Source organism: Pseudomonas sp. P110(2024) (assembly GCF_057480795.1).
The window spans coordinates 1-17,942 of record NZ_JBLIYT010000020.1; the positions used below are offsets into that span (position 1 = coordinate 1).

Sequence of the window (17,942 nt, forward strand, 5' to 3'; positions counted from 1 at the left end):
CCGAAGTAAAAGCACCCTGCGAAAGCGTACGCCTCGCAGGGTGCCGGGGTGACCATCTCATTAAGTAACCCGCCGTAAGGGCGGAAAGGTGAATAAGCGTCAACATCGCAAATGAATGCGCATACAACTATCAAAACCACCCAACAACAACAACAACAACAACAACAACAACAACAACAACAACAACGCCAGGTCAGGCCTCAGGCCTCAGGCCCTCGAGGCAACGCGTCGACCTGAGCCGTACTGGCCTCGACCGGCGGCGTCAACCGCAACACCCGATCCCGTCCTCCTTCAGCCAGCAAATACCCCCCCTTGCCATCCGGAACAATAGCCTGAGGCGCCTTCAGATAGCTGAGAATCGTATGCCGAGCACCATCACCATCAATCCGCACCAACCGCGCCCGATGAGTGGAATCCTCGCTGATCCACAATCCACGCTGATCGCAAAGCAGGAACGTCGGGTTACGCAGCCCCTCAACCACCACCGGATCAGCGCCTTCGGCATTGAACGCACGAATCTTGCCGGTAGCCTTCTCGGTATACAGCAACCGTCCATCGGTACAACGGGTCAGCCCTTCGGTCTCGGTCAACCCCGCACGCAGCACATCGACCTCACCGCTGCGCCAGTCGTATCGCATCAATCGGCCATCACCCTTGCGGTCCTCAATGGCATAAAGATGCTGGCCATCGTTATACAACCCCTGCACATTGTTGCCCGAGAACAGCTGGCTGACCCTGCCATCGCGCGACAGGCTGACCGGAGCCCCGCCTACCTCCTGGCTGAACGCCCATCCACCCTCGACAGCAACCATACCGTCGGGCTTGGACAGGCCATCGAGCACCACCATCCGGTCACCCTCGGCAGTGATGCGCATGATGCTGCCCTTGCCACCGTTGAGCTCGCGACTGACCAGCAAGCTGCCGTCGGCCTGGGGCAGCAACGAGGCGGCCCGGGTCACCGAATTGTGCAGCACCTGAACGTCCCAGCCCTCGGCGGCCTGCACCGGGTAGAAGGACTGCCAGCCGAAAAAACCCAGGGTACAGGCCAGCAGCCCTCCGGTACCGGCCAGGGCGAGGCGAACAGCACGTTTGCGCAGGACAGGTATCATCGATTCAGCTCCGTGGAAGTGCTGGCGATGCTAGCAAGGCGATGTGAAAAAAATGTCATGGCCGTAAACCCTGGGAAACTTCCTACACCGGCGCCATGAGAATGCTGTCATGACATTCAGCAACTGGATACCGGGTATTCCAACATTTAATTTGTAGATGGCGCCGGCCCGCCCCTATGCTGTCGGTGCATCCCCTGCACGCACCGGCCGGTGTGGTCCAAGGCATGGGGAGAGAACAACAAGTCGAGACCGTTCATGTCGAAACCTTCCTACTTCGCCCCCCACGGTGGGCACCCGGCTCAGACCGAGCTGCTGACTGACCGTGCCATGTTCACCGAAGCCTATGCCGTCATCCCCAAGGGCGTGATGCGTGACATCGTCACCAGCCACCTGCCGTTCTGGGACAAGATGCGCATGTGGGTCATCGCCCGCCCGCTGACCGGTTTCGCTGAAACCTTCTCCCAGTACATCGTCGAAGTGGCCCCCGAAGGCGGCAGCGAGCGTCCTGAGCTGGACCCGAACGCCGAAGCGGTGCTGTTCGTGGTCGAGGGTGAAATCGACATCACCGTCGAAGGCAAGCACCACACCCTGGTGCCGGGCGGCTACGCGTTCCTGGCCCCGGGCGCCGACTGGAGCCTGCGCAACAACAGCAAGGCCAATGTCACCTTCCACTGGCTGCGCAAGCACTACCAGAAGGTCGAGGGCCTACCGGTTCCCGAGTCGTTCGTCACCCACCGCGACAACGCCACCGTCATCGAGATGCCTGGCACCGAAGGCCGCTGGGTCACCACCCGCTTCGTCGACATGGCCGACATGCGCCACGACATGCACGTGAACATCGTGACCTTCCAGCCGGGCGGGGTGATTCCGTTCGCCGAGACCCATGTCATGGAACACGGCCTGTACGTGCTGGAAGGTAAGGCGGTGTACCGCCTGAACCAGGACTGGGTCGAGGTCGAGGCCGGCGACTTCATGTGGCTGCGCGCCTTCTGCCCGCAGGCCTGCTATTCCGGCGGCCCAGGCCCGTTCAGCTACCTGCTGTACAAGGACGTCAACCGTCACGTGCACCTGACGCTCAATCCGCAGCGTTGATGCAATGCAGGAGCGGGCACGCCCGCTCCTGCCGGTCTTGATCCATACTGATCGGACCTTCCTCCTTCGGCGTCCCCGCCATGCCCCTCCTGCGCCCTCTGTTTGTCCTGCTGCTCCTGCTGCCGGGCACCTTGCCGTGGGCAGACGACTGGCAACTCGCCCACCAGGAAGACGGCATCGATGTCTACCTGAGCAGCGTTGAGGGTTCGGCCTACCAGCAGTTCCGCGGCATCACCCGGATCAAGGCCAGCCTGCGCACCCTCACCGACCTGCAGGAGAACCTGCGGGTGGCCTGTAAATGGCTGTACGCCTGCGCCGACATGCGCCTGCTGGAGGTGGACGGCGACACCACCTGGGTCTACCTCACCACCGCCCTGCCCTGGCCGGCCAAGCCCCGCGACATGGTGCTCAAGGTGCGCACCGAGCGCCTCGACAGCGACACCTTGGTCCGTCACCTGAGCGCCGAGCCCGGACGGGTGCCGGCTGCGCCCGGGCTGATCCGGGTGCGCCGGCTCAGCGGCGAATGGGTCATGCGTCCGCTGGGCGAGCGCGAGACCGAGGTCACCTACCAACTACGCGCCGACCCGGCCGGCGATGTGCCGGGCTGGCTGGCCAATCGCTTCGTGGTGGATGCGCCGATGGTTACCCTGAAGACCCTGCGCGCCGTGGCCGAACGCCAGCCGTGATGGCTAGCGACTGCGCAGCAGCAGGGACGCCAGCGCGCAACCGAGCAACGCCACGCACGACAGATAGAACGCATCCGAATAGGCCATCAGGTAGGCCTGCTCGCGCACGCTCTGGTCGATCAGCGCCAGGGTCTGCATCACCTGTGGCGACTGCGGATCGACCATGCCATCGGGCAGGCGCTGCTGCAGCGCGCCGTCGAACAGCGTCAGCCCTTCGCCCACCCGCACCGAATGAAAACGCTCGCGCTGCGACACCAGTTGCGTCAGCAACGCCGTGCCCAAAGCGCCACCCAGGTTGCGCAGCATCGAGATCAGCGCCGAGGCCGAGCCGGCCTGGGCCTTGTCCAGGCCCTTCACTGCCAGCACCGACAGCGCCACCATGATTAACGGCTGGCCGATGCCGCGCACCACAGTCGAAGGGATGATCACGTTGCTGCCCGAATCCACCGTCAGCGTCGAGCCCAGCCAACAACCCAGGGCCATGATGGCGAAGCCGCTGGCCACCAGCAGCTTGGCATTGAGCCAACGCATCAGCCGGGGCAGCAACGGCGCCAGCAGCAGCTGGACCATGCCGTAGGCGATCAGGCTCTTGCCGATCTCGCTGGCGCTGTAGCCCTGCACCAGCGACAGGTAGTTGGGCACCAGGAACACCAGGCCGAAAGTGGCTGCGCCGAACACCGCCATGGCCAGGCTTGATACACCGAAATTGTAGCTGCCCAGCAGGCGCAGGTTGATGAACGGCCGTGTGCCCCACAGTTGGCGCTGGATGAACAACGCCAGGGCGATCATCGCGACGAGGCTGAAACCGACGATGAAGCGCGACTCGAACCAGTCCTTGCGCCCCCCCTCCTCCAGCACCACTTGCAACGCACCCAGCCCCAGCGCCATGGCGGCGATGCCCAGCCAGTCGGCCTGGCGCAAGGCACTGCGATCCCCGGCCTGACCCTTGATCGACCAGGCTACCGCCGCCAGCAGGGCCACGCCCGGCGGCAACTGCAGCAGGAAGATCCAGCGCCAGGAGTACATGTCGGTGAGCCAGCCGCCGATCGACGGCCCGGCAGCCTGGGCCACGCTGTTGGACAGGCTGAACAGCGCCATGCCCAGCGCCAGGCGGCTGGCCGGCAGCTCGGTGATGATCAATTGCATCGACAGCGGTATCAGCACCGCACCGGAGGCGCCCTGGATCACCCGCAGGCTGATCATCGCCTCCAGGCTGCCGGCCATGGCGCAGCTCACCGAGCTGACCAGGAACACAGCCGAGCCCACCAGCATCACCCGGCGCAGGGAAAACACCTGCACCAGCCAGGCGGTCAGCGGGATCATGCTGATCTCGGCCACCAGGTAGGCGGTGGAGATCCACGAGCCCTCCTCGAAGCTGGCCCCCAGCGCGCCCTCGATCTCGGGCAGGGCGGCACTGGTGACATGGACGTTCATGCCAGCCATGAAGCAGCCGAACAGGCCGCCGATCACCGCCACCCAGGCGCGCAGGGAGACCTTTTCTTCAGCGCTCATGGCGGGCCTGCCGGGTGTCGACGGTGGCGATCACCGACATGCCGGGCAGCAGCCGTGGGCCGTCGTCACCCGCCGGGTCGAGGTGGATACGGACTGGAAAGCGCTGGACGATCTTGGTGAAGTTGCCGGTGGCGTTGTCCGGCGGCAGCAGCGCGAACACCGCGCCGGAACCCGGGGAGACGCTGTCCACCGTACCGCGCCAGTGCTGGCCGAAGGTGTCCACCTCAAGCGTCACCGGCTGGCCGGGACGCATCTGCGCCAACTGGGTTTCCTTGAAGTTGGCCACCACGTACGCCTGTGCCACCGGCACCACCGCCAGCAGCGGCAGGCCGGGGGTGACGTACTGCTGCTGGCGTACCTTGCGCTGGCCGACCACGCCGTCGAACGGCGCACGGATCTCGGTGTCGGCCAGGGCGCTGCGGGCCAGGTCAGCCTCGGCGCGGGCCTGGTCGAGGTCGGCCTGGCGTTGCAGCAACTCAGCCTCCAGTTGCTTGCCCTGCTGCTCCAGCATCGCCTTGCGTGCATGCTGGCGCGCCAGTTCGGCGTCGGCCGCGCGCTGCATGGCCTGGGCCTGGATACGAGTAGCGCGGGCCTGCTCCATGCGCTGCACGCTGGCCGCCTGCCATTGCGCCAGGTGCTGGTAGCGCTGCCAGTCGGCCTCGGCCCGCTGCGCCTCGCCGCGACTGCCACCACGCTCGGCGTCGGCACGGGCGATGGCATGGGCCTGCTCGTCCTGCTCGGCAGCGAAGGCGCGCAGGCGCATGCGCTGCACCTGCAACGCCGCCTCGCTCACCGCCAGGTGCGCCTCGGCCTTGCGCAGGCGATCGCGAAAGTCCCGTTCGTCCAGGCGCACCAGCAGGTCGCCGGTCTTGACCGCGGCGTTTTCCGCCACCGCCACCTCAGCCACATAACCACTGACCCGAGCGCTGATCGGTGCCCAGTCGGCGCGCACGTAGGCGTCGTCGGTCTGCTCCAGGAAACGACCATCGAGCCACCAGTAGCCGCCATAGGCCGCCAACAGCAGACCTACGCCCCCGGCCAGGCCGAAGCGCAGCAGGCGCTGGCGGCGCCGGATCTGGGTTTGCTCGAGGGTGTGCTGGGGATCTGGGCTGACCGCCTGGTTCATGCTGGGCTCCATCCGATGGGGGGAGCGCCAGGGTACGGAAACTGTGATTGTCGTTCGCTCGTGAATCGGCAAGCAATCGTCGTGAAATGGACAGCAGATCAATCAACGCTAATCCTGCGTGCGGAACCTGTGAGCGGCCTTGCCGAGGCGTCGGACCGTTCGGATGGGCTGCGCAGCAGCCCCAGCGATTGATGCGTCAACGCTGAAGCCCTGGGGCCGCTTCGCGGCCCTTTCCGACCGGTCCGACGCCTCGGTAAGGCCGCTCAGGAGATTGCGTTGGCTGTGGAATGCCTTCAATCCTGCAGGAACGCCAGCACCTGCTCCGCGGCCATCGACGGATCTTCCTGCATGAAGCAGTGCCCGCCCGCCACCTGCTGCCCGCTCACCTGGGCATTGAGCCCCGCCAGGCGCTGTACCGAGTGCGGCACGAACGGATAGGTCTGCTCGCCGTACAGGATCCGCGTCGGCGTCTGGATACGGCCCAGGTGCTGCCACATGCGTTCGGGGAACGAACTGAAGATCTCCACCTCGCGGCTGGGCCGGCACTTGAGCACCACGCCTTCGCCACAATCCCCGATGGCGTGCTCCACGTAGGCCTGCAAGGCGGCATCGGTCCAGCCCTTGAAGATCCCGCGCCCTTGCAGCGAGGCCTGCGCCGACTCACGATCGGGCCAGTGGCTACGGCGGGTGGCGGCCTTGCGCGCCAGAGCGTGGCGCCGGTGCAGGCCGACCATGGCGGCGGCGCCCATCACTCCGATCATGCGTCGGCTGAACAGCACCGGGTCGAGCAACACGGCGCGTTGGAACAACTGCGGCTCGCTGGCCAGGATCAGGCCAGTGAGCACGCCGCCGAAACTGTGGCCCAGGGCGTAACGTGGAACATCTCCATACTCGCCGCGCCCGGTCTCGAACGCCTCTACCGCCAGCGCCGCGCTGCGATTCCAACCGCAAAAGGCGCCGCCGTGATCACTGTCGCCATGGCCTTGCACATCGCTCAACCACAGGTCGAAGTGTTCACCCAGGCGCATGAGCATAGGTTGGTAAACCAGGCTGCAGAAACCGTTGCCATGCAAAAAGTGCAGCAGCGGCTTGCCGCTGGCGGGGGTTCGCCATCCACGCAGGGTAAAGCCTTCGGCGCATTCATGGGACCAGGGAATCAACTCCATCGACGGCACTCATCGGCTCTAGGAAAACGCCGATTCTACAAACAGCAGCGGATACAGTGAAATCACCAGCAGCACGGCCATCAGGACATTGAACAGCACCACCGCGCGCGGATTGCGCAGCAGGTTGCGCAAGGCGCTGCCGAACATCACCCAGATACCGACGCTCGGCAGGTTCACCAGGGCGAACACGGCGGCAATGACAATCACGTTGAACACGTAGCCCTGGGCCGGCGTATAGGTGGTGATCGCCCCGACCGCCATCACCCAGGCCTTCGGGTTGACCCATTGGAACGCAGCGGCGCCCCAGAACCCGAGCGGCTTGCGGCTGCCGCCACTGTCGCCGGACATCGGACCGGACGTGGCGATCTTCCAGGCCAGGTACAACAGGTACGCCGCACCTGCGTAGCGCAGGATGCTGTACAGCGCCGGCCAGGCCTTGAACACCTCGCCCAGCCCAAGGCCGACCGCCAGCACCATCACCATGAAACCGACACTGATGCCCAACGCGTGGGGAATGGTGCGGCGCACGCCGAAGTTGACCCCCGACGCCAGCAGCATGGTGTTGTTCGGGCCGGGGGTGATGGAAGAGACGAAGGCGAACAGGACGAACGCACTGAGCAGATCGAGCGAGGCAAGCATGACGGCGGTTTCCGGCTTTTCTGATTATCGAAAGGCCACAGTAGCGGAGGGCTGGGGGTAATGACCGGTACAGTTGCGCGAAATTGAGCAGATACAAATTTCTGTTCCATTCATATGCATGTTTGCTGACCGCTTCTACATCATCGGCGCGGCAAATCATCCGCCAGGCACCTGGCGGCCTCACTTCGTTTTCCCTGACACTACCGATCACCTTTGTACCCAACCGATCACAAGGAAGCCCACCATGCCCGTGACCATCCGCCCCGCAGTTCGCGGCGACGCCGCCCAGATCCTGGCTTTCATCACCGAACTGGCCGACTACGAGCGCGCCCGCCACGAAGTCGTGGCGACCCTCGCCGACATCGAGCACAGCCTGTTCGACGCGAGCAGCACGGTGCGCAGCCTGGTCTGCGAGCGCGACGGCCAGGCCATCGGTTTCGCCGTCTACTTCTACAGCTACTCCACCTGGCTGGGGCGCAACGGCATCTACCTCGAGGATCTCTACGTCACGCCTCAGCAGCGCGGCGACGGTGCCGGGCGCAAGCTGCTGCGGTATATCGCCCGCGAGGCGGTGGAGAATGGCTGCGGTCGCCTGGAATGGAGCGTGCTGGATTGGAACGAGCCAGCCATCGGTTTCTACCGCTCGCTGGGCGCCGAGCCGCAGGACGAGTGGATCCGCTACCGCCTCGACGGCGAGCGCCTGCGTCAGTTCGCCGAAGGCTGAGGCGCCTGCCCCCAGAACGACGCCTGCGCCAATACCGGCACCTCGACGCGGCTGCGCTGGCCGCCGCGCTCGATCACCAGGCCGCGGCCTTCGATGGCCACCAGGCGCACGCCGCGGGCCAGTTCCTCGCCACTGCGCACGGCACGCGCCGGGCCGCCGTCGATGCTGACGATGGCCACCGCGCCCTGGCTGCCGGCCATCACCCCACTGACCTGGATCTGCGCCTGCAACGGCAGGTCGGCGAACCAACGCCCGGCCGGTGTTTCACTGGGTGTCAGGGCCTCGGCAGGCTGCAGCGAGGCTACGCCCGGCGAGGGCTGCAGCAACAGGCTGGTCCAGGTCACAAGGCCGGCGATCAGGGCCAGCAACCCCAGCCCCTGCAACAATGGGCCGAGGGAAAGGTTGGGATGGACAATACGCATGGTCACGCGCTCCTTGTGTGCCTGTGCCCGAGCATACCGGGCGATTCTCACGGTTTTGTTTCACACGGCGATCATCTTGCACGGGCAAGCTACCTGGCAGGACAAGGAGCGCCCCGTGAACGGACAACGTGGTTTCACCCTGATCGAACTGATGGTGGTGCTGGTGATCGTCGGTATCGCCAGCGCCGCCATCAGCCTGAACATCCGCCCCGACCCGGGCAAGCACCTGCGCGCCGACGCCGAGCGCCTTGCGCGCCTGCTGGAACTGGCGCAGAGCGAAGCCCAGGCCGATGGCCAGCCGCTGCGCTGGCACAGCGACCGCGACGGCTACCGCTTCATCCGCGCCGACGGCCAGGTGCTTGCTGACGGCCCACTCAAGCCGCGCAGCTGGCAGGCCGAGGCGGTCAAGGTGCAAAGCAAGCCCCGCGGCGCGGTATGGCTCGATGGCGAGTGGATCGGCACGCCACTGACCCTGCGCCTGCGCAGCGGCGCGCTGCGGGTGGAGCTGGCGCGCAACGCCGCCGGCCAGGTGCGGGTCAGCCAGCCATGAACCGGCAGGCGGGCTTCACCCTGATCGAAGTGATGATCGCCATCCTGCTGATGGCGGTGGTCAGCCTGATCGCCTGGCGCGGGCTGGACAGCGTCAGCCGCGCCGACCGGCATGTGCGTGAGGCCAGCGAAGACCAACAGGCGATCCTGAGGGTGTTCCAGCAACTGGAACGCGACCTGGCCCTGCGCGCCACCGTCGAGCTGGTCGAGCCGACCCTGCCCGGCCGCGAACCGCCTGGCAAGCCGTTGCTGCCCGCGGTGCGCGCCCGTGCCGACCGGCTTGAGCTGGTGCGCTCCGGCGCCGTCTCTGGCAGCGGTCTGCAACGGGTGCGCTGGTACGTGCGTGGCGGCACCTTGTATCGCGCCGCCGCGCCGCTGCGCGAGCGCTTTGCGCTGCCCGCGCCCAAGGCCGCGGTGGCGGTGCTGGATAACGTAAGCGCCTTCGACCTGCGCAGCTGGCAAGCCAAGGGCGGCTGGCGCGCACCGGCCAGCGAGGCCGACGACAACCCCATTGGTCTTGAGGTGCGACTTACCCGCCGCGGCCCTCAGGGCGAGGAGCGTTATCGCCAGGTATTGGGGCCGTTCAACTGACCAGCACCACGCCGCCCGGCAGCTCCAGACAGCGGGCACCATAGGCGACACGGATCAGTTCGGCGGCCTGGCGCAACTGGTCGAAACTGAACCGCGCCTGCACCCGTCGGCGCCCTAGCGTGGGGTTGAGCAACACCAGGCGACCAGGACGGTAGCGGTTGATCTCATCGATCACCCGGGCCAATGGCGCATCGCGAAATACCAGCATGCGCTCGCGCCAGGCCATCACCTGGCCCGGATCGAACGGCTCGGGCACACCGATGCCTTGGGCGCCATAGCGCAACTGACGGCCCGCCGGCAGCACCTCGACGCGCCCCTGGACGGCCACGCGCAACTCACCCCCCAGGCAAGTCACGCAGACACCTTCATCGTCCTCACGCACGTTGAACCGGGCCTGCTCGGTGCTGATCACCCCATCCTGCGCCCGCACCTGCAAGGGCTGGCCGGCCTGCACCTCGATTTCGCCGGCCAGCAGTGCGATACCCTCAAGTTCGCGGCTGACCCGGGTACGCACGTTCAGCTCAAGCTTGATCCCCGGCGCCAGCTCCACCCGTTGTTGCTCGCCGACCTCGGTGGCAAACGCCGGTGCTGGCGCCACGGCCGCCTCGAGCAGGCCGCCGCGCCAGACCACCAGCGCCACCGACGCCGCCAGCGCGCCACCCAGCAACGCCCGGCGGCCGAGCAACGGCGCACCCTGCCCCGCCTCCCGTGCCGCAGGGCCGAGCAAATGCCAGAGTTGGCGTGCTTGGGCAAAGGCCTGGGCATGCGCCGGGCTGCGCGCGCACCACTGGCGCAGGGCCCGGGCATCGGCCTGGGTGGCCTGGCCGGACGTCAGCCGCAACAGCCAGTCCTGGGCCTGGCGCTGCAAGTCGGGATCGGGCGGAATCTGGGACATGGGGCTCACATGAAGAGGTCGACTATCGTTCAAGACGGTTTTCCCGCGCCGGGACCGAACCGCTGAAACACTTTTCTATCCAGGCGCATCGCGCAATGCCCCAGCGCCGCCTTGAGTTCCTTTTCCACCGTGCGCGTGGAGATGCCGAAGCGCTGGGAGATTTCCAGGTGCGACGCCTCCTCCAGGCGAGCGGCGATGAAGATCCGCCGGCGCCGGGCCGGCAGTTCGTAGAGGGCGCCCAGCAGGTTCTGGATCTCGCGCTGGCCGCCGACGATGCGCGCCGGGTCCTGGTCCTCGGCCACCTGCAGCAACGCCTCGATCTCGGCGCCGGTGAGCAGCCGGGCGTCGGCCTCGCGGCGGTCGGCGGCGACGTTCAGTGCCATGCGGTACAGGTAGGCGCCAGGGCGTTGCAGGTCGTGCGTCGCGTCCATGCGGTCAACCCGCAGGTAGGTTTCCTGCAGCACGTCGTTGGCCAGGTCATCAGAACCGAGTCGACGCCTCAGGCGTACCCTGAAGGCGTCGTAGGAGGTCAGAAACAGCTTGACCAGCGCACTGTCCCGAGGTTTGTTCATGCCGCCGCAGCTCCTTGCGAAAGTGGGCAATCCATAGGTTCCGGACGCAGCAGCAGGGTCAGCGGCTGCGCCAGGGATGTCGGCGGCGCCTGTTCCAGGCGCACCGTGCGCAGGCGCTCGACGAGCGCTGCGTCGCGGGTGAAATCGCCGGTCGAGGCCAGCAGGCGGCTCTGCACCAGCTGGCCGTTGACATCGATCCACACCTGCAAGGCCGCCCGGTAAGCGCCCGGCCGGGTCAGTGGCGAGGCGCACAGGGCGCGTTCGACCGCGTGTTGCAGCGCCAGCGCATAACTGCCCGGTGACAAGCCACCGGCGCGACCGCGCGCGGGTGTGCCGCGCAGGCGCAACGGTTGCAGGGTGAAGCCGCCGTCGCTGTAGCTCGCCTGCAGACCGGTGCCCTGCAGCAGTCGCTGCAGGCCTTCGCGCGCCGAATAACGGCCCACGACCGGGCTGGAGCGCTGACCGGCGAGCAAGGCCTGGTCGACCAGCACGGCCAGGCCACTCTGTTGGCCGAAGCTGTCCAGCGCCCGGTCCAGCGCCTGCGCCGGGATATCCAGGGTCAGCAACGGCTGGCCGCGCAGACCGGGAGCCGCCAGCAACCCGGCCAGCATCAGCACGCCGGCCACGAGCAATGCACGCACAGCTGTCCGGGCCTCCTTGCTGGCCGCCGTCGCCGGGGAAACGTCATCCTGGGGCCTGTGTATGACGCTGTGGTGACAGCCAGCGGCAACCAAAGCTTCACCCCGACGGCGGCCTGCAGGGGCTAGACTGCGCCGAAGAACGATTGCCCGGAGACCCGCCATGGCCCGCCTGCCCCTGACCACCCTGCCCCTGCTGCTGGCCTGTGCCCTGCCGGCGTACGCCGAACCGCCCAAGGACGGCCAGGGCTGTATCGACGTGCAGGTCGGCCAATCACGGGCACTGGCTTATGACTGCCTGACCCAGCAGCTGCAAGGCACTGACCCGCGCGCCGCCAAGGGGCTGCGCGAGCAACTGGATCCGGCGCGGCAGATGCAGCGCAGGGCGCCGAACCAGATGGGGCTGGCGACGCCGGCGGCGACCTCGACGCGCATGGGTAACAGTTTTGGCAGTTCCGTGGTGCCACAGCGGCCTTGAGGGGGTTGGCGGAGTCTGCTGGGTTTCTGGCGATAGAGTTGTAGCGCCTACAAGATCGAGCGCCGCCCGCGCGACGCAAGGCCGCTCCTGCATCTGTTTCGGGCCAATCAATCCTGTACCAATGCCTGGTCCGCCTTGTTGGCCCGACGAAATTACAGCATGGACACCACTACCCCTCCCTGCGCAACAGATAGGTATCCATGATCCACCCCTTGCGCCGCCGCGCCTCCTCGCGCAACTGGATGATGCGTGCCTTCACCGCCAGCAACGGCCCGCTGACCAGCAACTCGTCCGGCGTGCCCAGGTAGGCGCCCCAATAGATCACCAATTGCGGGTCGTCCAGGTCGGCAAAGGCGCACTGGCCGTCGAGCATCACCAGCACGTTGTCGATCCGCGCCTGTTCGCCCAGGCGTCGCCCCGGCAACACGGTCAGCGGCTCGCCGATGCGGTTGAGGGGGATCTGGTGGCGGGCGGCCAGGGCCTGGATGCTGCTGATGCCGGGAATCACCTGCAAGGCCAGCGCCACGCCTCGCTCGCGCACCAGGTCGAGGATGCGCAGGGTGCTGTCGTACAACCCGGGCTCGCCCCACAGCAGGAAGGCACCGGTGTCGGCGGCGCCCAGTTCATCCTCGATCAGGCGGGCGTACAACGCGGCGCGCTGGACGTGCCAGTCCTGCACGGCACCGACATAGTCCGGCGCCTGACCGTCCCGACGGGGGTCCTCGACCTGCACCAGGCGGTAGCCGCCCTCGGGCCGGTAGCGCTCGATAATGGCCCGGCGCAGGCGCACCAGTTCGTCCTTGTCAGCCCCCTTGTCGAGGACGAAGAACACCGTGGCGCGGCGCAGGGCCTCCACCGCCTCATAGGTGACCTGGCGCGGATCGCCCGGCCCGATGCCGATCAGTAGAAGCTGTTTCATCGCCTGCCCTGCCTGGTTGCCAGTGGTCATTGTCGACCGACCACCGGCCCTTTGGCAAAGCGGCTCAGAAGATCGAGAAGTTGTAGCTGACGATGACCCGGGTCTCGTCCATGTCGCGCGCCCATTTCTCGTAGTTGCTGCGGTAGGTGGAGTTGCGCAAGCGCACGCTGACGTCCTTGAAGGTGCCGGACTGCACCTGGTACTTCAGCTCGCTGTCGCGTTCCCATTCCTTGCCTTCGGCATTGCTGCCGGGAACCTTGACGTTGTCGCCGTTGATATAGCGGGTGAAGAAGGTCAGGCCGGGCACGCCCAGGGCCTTGAAGTCGTAGTCGTAGCGCACCTGCCAGGAGCGTTCCTGGGCGGCGGCGAAGTCGTTTACCTGGGCGTAGTTGACCAGGTACGGGTTGCTGCCGTCGAGGTACGGCATGGCGCTGTCGCCATACATGCGCTGCCAGCCGGCGCTGAGCTTGTGGCCACCGAGGCTGTAGCCGAGCATGCCGCTGAAGGCGCGGTGGTCGATGTGCCCGGCGCGGGCGTTGCCGATGTCGTCGCTCTTGATCAGGCGCAGGTCGGCCGACAGCGTGCCGACCTCCAGTGGCTGGCTGGCGACCAGGCCGAGGAAGTGCTGGCGGTAGATGTCCTCAAGCTTGGAAACCTGGTACTGGGCGCTGACACGCTCGTTGACGCGGTAGTCGACACCGGCCAGGTCGAAGTGGTCGGCCTCGATGTCACAGGCATAGCGCTTGTTCTTGCAGTGCACGCGGATATCCTGGCGGTCGGTGGAGTCCCGCGCGGTGTACTGGTTCAGGCGCGCCAGGGTGAACTTGAGGTCGCGCACCTCCTCGGAGGTCAGCCAGGCACCGTGGAACATGGTCGGCAGCAGGCGGCCGTCGTTGTACTTGAGCAACGGCACGTCCGGCATCATCGATCCGTACTTGAGCACGGTATTGGACACTTTCACCTTGCCGGCGACACCCATCTTGGCGTACTGGTCGGCAGAGTGGCGCGGGTCGTGACCGGAAGACGGCAACAGGCCGCTGTTGCTGTCGGCGGGGCTGGAGTCGAGTTTGAAACCGACCATGCCCAAGGCATCCACCCCGAAGCCGACCGGCCCCTGGGTATAACCGGACTGGACATTCAGAATAAACCCCTGCGCCCATTCTTCGCGTTTCGACGCACCCTGTTTGGAACTGCTGTGGCCATCACGGAAGTCCCGGTTGAAATAGACATTGCGTGCTTCGACCTTGGCACTGCTGTCTTCAAGAAAACCGGCGGCCTGGGCGTTGACACCGGCACACAGGAAGAACAGGCCGGCAACTCGGCGCCCGGGGGCGAGGGGGAAAGGGGCAAACATGCGAGGGAACATCCAAAAGAAGGGCGAAAAACCATCCGGGCAGTCATCTGCACCGGCACTACGCGATGAACGAATACATGTCGACCATCATCCATAATTTTCCGCCAAAGGCTCTAGCCTGCGCCATGGGACCATGGTCTAACGCCGCTGCCAGGGTGATTTCGAATAGCGCGTAAAAAACCGGCAAAGTTCCCGGCTAATTGATTGAAAGTTTGCAGTTTACCCACTCGCAAGCGACTACTATACTCTCGCTTAGCGAACAGCTTTACCCATCCACGTGGCCGGCGTTCAGTCTGTTTTCATGTTCGTCACGTCCCGCCACGGCAGACTTACAGGAGTGATGACAGTGTCCAGACTTGCAGAGTTTCGTGCTGCCGAAAAAGCGCTCAAGGAACAGATGGCACAACTGGAAGCGCTGAAAAAGGATGCCGGCCTTAAACGCGAAATCGAATTCGAGCAGAAACTAGTCGGCCTGATGAAAAGCTATGACAAGAACCTGCGCGACATCATCGCCATCCTCGATCCGAAGGCCGCGAGCCGCGCCCCGGCGCCGATCAAGCAGCAGCGTCGGCCACGGGTGGTGAAGGTCTACCAGAACCCGCATACCGGCGAGCGGATCGAGACCAAGGGCGGCAACCATCGGGGGCTGAAAGCCTGGAAGGAACAGTACGGGGCGCAGACGGTGGAAAGTTGGGTGCGGTGATGAAACCTCGACACCTGCTTCACACTTTTTTCACATGCGCAGGCCCAGTATCGAACCAGCTAAAGGACTAGCGACCCCATCACGCGCCCGCACATGCGGGCCTCTAATTCCAGCGCCCCGCACACGTGCGGGGCGCTTTCATTTGCGCTGGCGATGGACTTCCGTATCATGGTCCGCCTGTTTTAGGCCCTGATCCAGGAGTACCCATGAGCCTGCACGATCTGCAAACCCTGCCCGGCGTCACCGCCCAGCCGGACACCGCCACCGCCCACTTCGTGTTCAACCACACCATGCTGCGGGTCAAGGACATCGAGAAGTCCCTGGACTTCTACACCCGCGTGCTGGGTTTCAGCCTGGTGGACAAGCGTGACTTCCCGGAAGCGGCTTTCAGCCTGTACTTCCTGGCCCTGGTTGACCAGAAAGCCATCCCGGCCGATGACGCCGAACGCCACCAGTGGATGAAGTCGATCCCCGGCGTGCTCGAGCTGACCCACAACCACGGCACCGAAAACGACCCAGAGTTCGCCTACCACGATGGCAACACCGACCCACGCGGCTTCGGGCACATCTGCATCTCGGTACCCGACGTGGTCGCCGCCTGCGCCCGCTTCGAAGCCCTGGACGTGCCGTTCCAGAAGCGCCTGAGCGATGGCCGCATGAAGCACCTGGCTTTCGTCAAGGACCCGGACGGCTACTGGGTCGAGATCATCCAGCCGACCGAACTCAAGGCCTGATCGTCGGTCGCGCTCGTCGGGCCGGGAACTCCCGGCCCCTCGCTGTGGTATCTAGAAGGAGCGCCTGTTCCCAGCCACAGCGAGGTAAGGACGATGCAAACCCTTCACTGTGAATACCGCGACCACACCATCACCGCCAGCGTGATGCCTCACCCCGACTCGCCCCTGCCCTATGCGGCCGGTTGCGTGATCACCGATCCTGCGGGCCACTGCAGCCGGCGAATCTCGATGCCGATGAAGTTCTTCGCCGACCTGGAAAATGCCCAGCATGTGTCCCTGGCCCATGGCAGGGCGCTGGTTGACCAGCAGTTGGACGAGACTGGCCGGAAAGTGTTCTGAATTCTGTGACCTGCCCCGGCCGTATCGCCGGCACGCCGGCGATACGGCGCGTTAACGGCGCCCTGTAACAGGGACGTCTGGCGTCAACTTTCCCGGGCAAACGCCACGGCGGCTTGCATTTGCTCCGGTGTCGGCCGCACCCCGGTATACAGCACGAACTGCTCCAGCGCCTGCAAGGCGATAACATCGAGCCCGGTGATCACTGGCGTGCCAAGCGCCTCGGCGGCGCGGATCAGCGGGGTACGCGCAGGCATGGCCACTACGTCGAACACCCGCTGCGCCGCCTCGATGGCGGCTTCGGCAAACGCCAGTCGCTCGGCATCCGGCCCTCCGGCCATGCCGATCGGTGTGACATTGACCAGCATCGGCGGACACCGGTCGCCCAGCTCCGGCAGCCATCGATACCCGCAGACATCCGCCAACTGCCGCCCGGCCTGCTCGTTGCGGGCAACGATAGTGCCGTCACGGAATCCTGCATCCCGCAACGCACTGGCCACTGCCTTGGCCATGCCGCCACTGCCACGCAGGGCGAACGCGGTGGATGGATCGACCTGGTGTCGGGCCAGCAGTTGGCGCACCGCCAGGTAGTCGGTGTTGTAGGCCTTTAGATGGCCGTCGGTGTTGACCAGCGTGTTCGCCGAGGCGATGGCCGCGGCGGACGGATCGACCTCGTCCACCAGCGCCAGGCAAGCCTCCTTGTACGGCATCGACACGCCGCAGCCACGAATGCCCAGTGCACGGATGCCGGCAACGGCAGCAGGCAGGTCTTGGGTGGTCATGGCCTTGTAGTAGTAATCCAGCCCGAGCTGGCGGTAGAGATGGTTGTGAAAGCGCACGCCGAACGTTCCGGGGCGCCCGGCCAGGGAGATGCACAGCACCGTGTCCCGGCTCGGTGAATGGCTCATCGCGGATCCTCTGTCATGGCTGAAACGATTGCGCCAGCGTAGCAGACCCTGCCGCCGGTCGCCCCTTACACAACCTTTACCCTTGCCCTGGCAGCAGTTGCGCAAAGATGGGGTCATAGTAATCGAGCCCCGAACGTGGGGTTGTCTTGTGAGGATCGACCATGAACCGTTTCATCCCCGGAATCGCCCTGCTGGTCGGCGCGCTGGCCGTCAGCGGGCAGGCATCCGCCCACGGTGGCGGCTGGTACGGCCCTGGGCCGGTCGTCGGTGCTGCCGTGGCCGGTGCGATTTTCGGGGCGGCCGTCTCCAGTGCTCCGCGTACCGTCTATGTCCAGCAACCACCGGCCTACTATCCACCGCCCCCGGTCTACGTGCAGGCGCCACCACCACCGGTCTACTACCAGCCTTACGTGGTCGAACGCTACGTACCGGCACCGCCACCGGTGTACCGTCGCTACTACGGCCCACCGCCGGTGTACTACGGTCCACCGCGCTGGTAGGCGCCATCGTTGATAAAAGCAATGACCACTATCGAGGACATTGATTTCTAACCCTGAGGGCATCTGCGTAAGGTGGAGCCATGTTCGAGAGGAGATCCATCATGGCCCCGATCCAGATCATGTCCGTTGTCGGCAGCGCGGTACCCGGCAGTCTGCGCCAACAAGGCCTGCTGGCCTGCTGGTACCTGCTGCGCAACGGCGAAACCATCAGCGGCCCGTTGACCAGTCGCCGCGCCGCTGAAACCCTGGCCGACCGTTTGCTTGGCCAGACGCTCACCACCTGACCCGA

The 17,942-nt window shown here is 65.6% G+C and carries 23 protein-coding genes; 11 read left to right on the top strand and 12 right to left on the bottom strand.

Going from position 1 to position 17,942, the window contains the following annotated elements; translation table 11 throughout:
• Positions 1-200: 200 nt before the first annotated feature.
• Entirely contained in the window at positions 201-1,109 is a 909-nt protein-coding gene (locus AC25ND_RS24835; RefSeq protein ID WP_186600661.1) for an NHL repeat-containing protein, read from the bottom strand.
• A 255-nt stretch (positions 1,110-1,364) separates the two neighbouring features.
• Here AC25ND_RS24835 and AC25ND_RS24840 point away from each other — a divergent pair, with 255 nt between their 5' ends.
• Positions 1,365-2,201, top strand: coding sequence for a bifunctional allantoicase/(S)-ureidoglycine aminohydrolase (locus AC25ND_RS24840; RefSeq protein WP_028692239.1), 837 nt, complete (start codon positions 1,365-1,367; stop codon positions 2,199-2,201).
• An 80-nt stretch (positions 2,202-2,281) separates the two neighbouring features.
• Positions 2,282-2,887: an START domain-containing protein gene (locus AC25ND_RS24845; protein WP_036986571.1), complete on the top strand. Its 606-nt coding sequence runs from the start codon at positions 2,282-2,284 to the stop codon at positions 2,885-2,887.
• A gap of 3 nt (positions 2,888-2,890) precedes the next feature.
• Here the strand turns inward: AC25ND_RS24845 and AC25ND_RS24850 are convergent, their stop codons facing one another.
• The 4 genes from AC25ND_RS24850 to AC25ND_RS24865 form a co-directional block, all read right to left on the bottom strand.
• On the bottom strand, positions 2,891-4,399 hold the full coding sequence (locus AC25ND_RS24850; protein WP_028692237.1) for an MDR family MFS transporter: 1,509 nt from the start codon (positions 4,397-4,399) through the stop codon (positions 2,891-2,893).
• Positions 4,389-5,525: an HlyD family secretion protein gene (locus AC25ND_RS24855; protein WP_062363408.1), complete on the bottom strand. Its 1,137-nt coding sequence runs from the start codon at positions 5,523-5,525 to the stop codon at positions 4,389-4,391. Before AC25ND_RS24855 ends, AC25ND_RS24850 begins: the two co-directional genes overlap by 11 nt.
• A gap of 293 nt (positions 5,526-5,818) precedes the next feature.
• The gene (locus AC25ND_RS24860; protein WP_028692235.1) at positions 5,819-6,691 is read right to left on the bottom strand and encodes an alpha/beta fold hydrolase; all 873 of its coding nucleotides are present in this window, start codon (positions 6,689-6,691) and stop codon (positions 5,819-5,821) included.
• A gap of 18 nt (positions 6,692-6,709) precedes the next feature.
• The gene (locus tag AC25ND_RS24865; RefSeq protein ID WP_028692234.1) at positions 6,710-7,330 is read right to left on the bottom strand and encodes a LysE family translocator; all 621 of its coding nucleotides are present in this window, start codon (positions 7,328-7,330) and stop codon (positions 6,710-6,712) included.
• 244 nt (positions 7,331-7,574) lie between these two features.
• On the opposite strand from AC25ND_RS24865, the gene AC25ND_RS24870 reads away from it, so the two are divergent.
• Positions 7,575-8,054, top strand: a complete 480-nt coding sequence (locus AC25ND_RS24870; protein ID WP_213883712.1) for a GNAT family N-acetyltransferase — start codon at positions 7,575-7,577, stop codon at positions 8,052-8,054.
• Here the strand turns inward: AC25ND_RS24870 and AC25ND_RS24875 are convergent.
• Complete coding sequence (locus AC25ND_RS24875; protein ID WP_062363405.1) at positions 8,036-8,476, bottom strand: general secretion pathway protein GspC; 441 nt, start codon at positions 8,474-8,476, stop codon at positions 8,036-8,038. The two genes, AC25ND_RS24870 and AC25ND_RS24875, sit on opposite strands and share 19 nt — an antisense overlap.
• A gap of 115 nt (positions 8,477-8,591) precedes the next feature.
• On the opposite strand from AC25ND_RS24875, the gene gspH reads away from it, so the two are divergent.
• Positions 8,592-9,026 carry a type II secretion system minor pseudopilin GspH gene (gene gspH, locus AC25ND_RS24880; RefSeq protein ID WP_062363403.1) on the top strand — a complete coding sequence of 145 codons (435 nt, stop codon included), beginning with the start codon at positions 8,592-8,594 and terminating at the stop codon, positions 9,024-9,026.
• The gene (locus AC25ND_RS24885; protein WP_062363400.1) at positions 9,023-9,616 is read left to right on the top strand and encodes a type II secretion system protein GspJ; all 594 of its coding nucleotides are present in this window, start codon (positions 9,023-9,025) and stop codon (positions 9,614-9,616) included. Before gspH ends, AC25ND_RS24885 begins: the two co-directional genes overlap by 4 nt.
• On the opposite strand, the gene AC25ND_RS24890 is transcribed toward AC25ND_RS24885, so the two are convergent.
• Genes AC25ND_RS24890 through AC25ND_RS24900 form a run of 3 tightly spaced genes read right to left on the bottom strand, consistent with a single transcriptional unit; the run spans position 9,609 to position 11,724 of the window.
• On the bottom strand, positions 9,609-10,511 hold the full coding sequence (locus tag AC25ND_RS24890) for a FecR family protein (RefSeq protein ID WP_062363397.1): 903 nt from the start codon (positions 10,509-10,511) through the stop codon (positions 9,609-9,611). The genes AC25ND_RS24885 and AC25ND_RS24890 overlap by 8 nt on opposite strands.
• A 29-nt stretch (positions 10,512-10,540) precedes the next feature.
• Positions 10,541-11,083: an RNA polymerase sigma factor gene (locus AC25ND_RS24895; protein ID WP_028692228.1), complete on the bottom strand. Its 543-nt coding sequence runs from the start codon at positions 11,081-11,083 to the stop codon at positions 10,541-10,543.
• The gene (locus AC25ND_RS24900) at positions 11,080-11,724 is read right to left on the bottom strand and encodes an STN domain-containing protein (protein WP_241776350.1); all 645 of its coding nucleotides are present in this window, start codon (positions 11,722-11,724) and stop codon (positions 11,080-11,082) included. The genes AC25ND_RS24895 and AC25ND_RS24900 overlap by 4 nt, the downstream gene beginning before the upstream one ends.
• A gap of 160 nt (positions 11,725-11,884) precedes the next feature.
• Between AC25ND_RS24900 and AC25ND_RS24905 the strand changes: the two genes are divergently transcribed.
• Complete coding sequence (locus tag AC25ND_RS24905; protein WP_028692226.1) at positions 11,885-12,199, top strand: hypothetical protein; 315 nt, start codon at positions 11,885-11,887, stop codon at positions 12,197-12,199.
• A gap of 169 nt (positions 12,200-12,368) precedes the next feature.
• Here AC25ND_RS24905 and cobF read toward each other — a convergent pair whose 3' ends face one another.
• Both cobF and AC25ND_RS24915 read right to left on the bottom strand, forming a co-directional pair.
• A complete protein-coding gene (gene cobF / locus AC25ND_RS24910) occupies positions 12,369-13,118 on the bottom strand; it encodes a precorrin-6A synthase (deacetylating) (RefSeq protein ID WP_062363392.1) in 750 nt (249 codons plus the stop codon).
• Positions 13,119-13,182: 64 nt separating this feature from the next.
• Positions 13,183-14,472, bottom strand: a complete 1,290-nt coding sequence (locus tag AC25ND_RS24915; protein WP_028692224.1) for an OprD family porin — start codon at positions 14,470-14,472, stop codon at positions 13,183-13,185.
• A 346-nt stretch (positions 14,473-14,818) separates the two neighbouring features.
• Between AC25ND_RS24915 and AC25ND_RS24920 the strand changes: the two genes are divergently transcribed.
• The 3 genes from AC25ND_RS24920 to AC25ND_RS24930 all read left to right on the top strand — a co-directional run bounded on the left by AC25ND_RS24920 (position 14,819) and on the right by AC25ND_RS24930 (position 16,248).
• The gene (locus AC25ND_RS24920; RefSeq protein ID WP_028692223.1) at positions 14,819-15,175 is read left to right on the top strand and encodes a histone-like nucleoid-structuring protein, MvaT/MvaU family; all 357 of its coding nucleotides are present in this window, start codon (positions 14,819-14,821) and stop codon (positions 15,173-15,175) included.
• A 206-nt stretch (positions 15,176-15,381) separates the two neighbouring features.
• The gene (gene gloA / locus AC25ND_RS24925) at positions 15,382-15,909 is read left to right on the top strand and encodes a lactoylglutathione lyase (RefSeq protein ID WP_028692222.1); all 528 of its coding nucleotides are present in this window, start codon (positions 15,382-15,384) and stop codon (positions 15,907-15,909) included.
• A gap of 93 nt (positions 15,910-16,002) precedes the next feature.
• Positions 16,003-16,248: a hypothetical protein gene (locus AC25ND_RS24930; protein ID WP_028692221.1), complete on the top strand. Its 246-nt coding sequence runs from the start codon at positions 16,003-16,005 to the stop codon at positions 16,246-16,248.
• Positions 16,249-16,331: 83 nt separating this feature from the next.
• Here the strand turns inward: AC25ND_RS24930 and AC25ND_RS24935 are convergent, their stop codons facing one another.
• Positions 16,332-17,153 (bottom strand): shikimate 5-dehydrogenase, encoded by an 822-nt coding sequence (locus AC25ND_RS24935; RefSeq protein ID WP_062363390.1) that lies wholly within the window; start codon positions 17,151-17,153, stop codon positions 16,332-16,334.
• Positions 17,154-17,314: 161 nt separating this feature from the next.
• On the opposite strand from AC25ND_RS24935, the gene AC25ND_RS24940 reads away from it, so the two are divergent.
• Positions 17,315-17,653, top strand: coding sequence for a hypothetical protein (locus AC25ND_RS24940; RefSeq protein WP_028692219.1), 339 nt, complete (start codon positions 17,315-17,317; stop codon positions 17,651-17,653).
• Positions 17,654-17,754: 101 nt separating this feature from the next.
• Positions 17,755-17,937 carry a hypothetical protein gene (locus AC25ND_RS24945; protein WP_186597464.1) on the top strand — a complete coding sequence of 61 codons (183 nt, stop codon included), beginning with the start codon at positions 17,755-17,757 and terminating at the stop codon, positions 17,935-17,937.
• Positions 17,938-17,942: the final 5 nt, after the last annotated feature.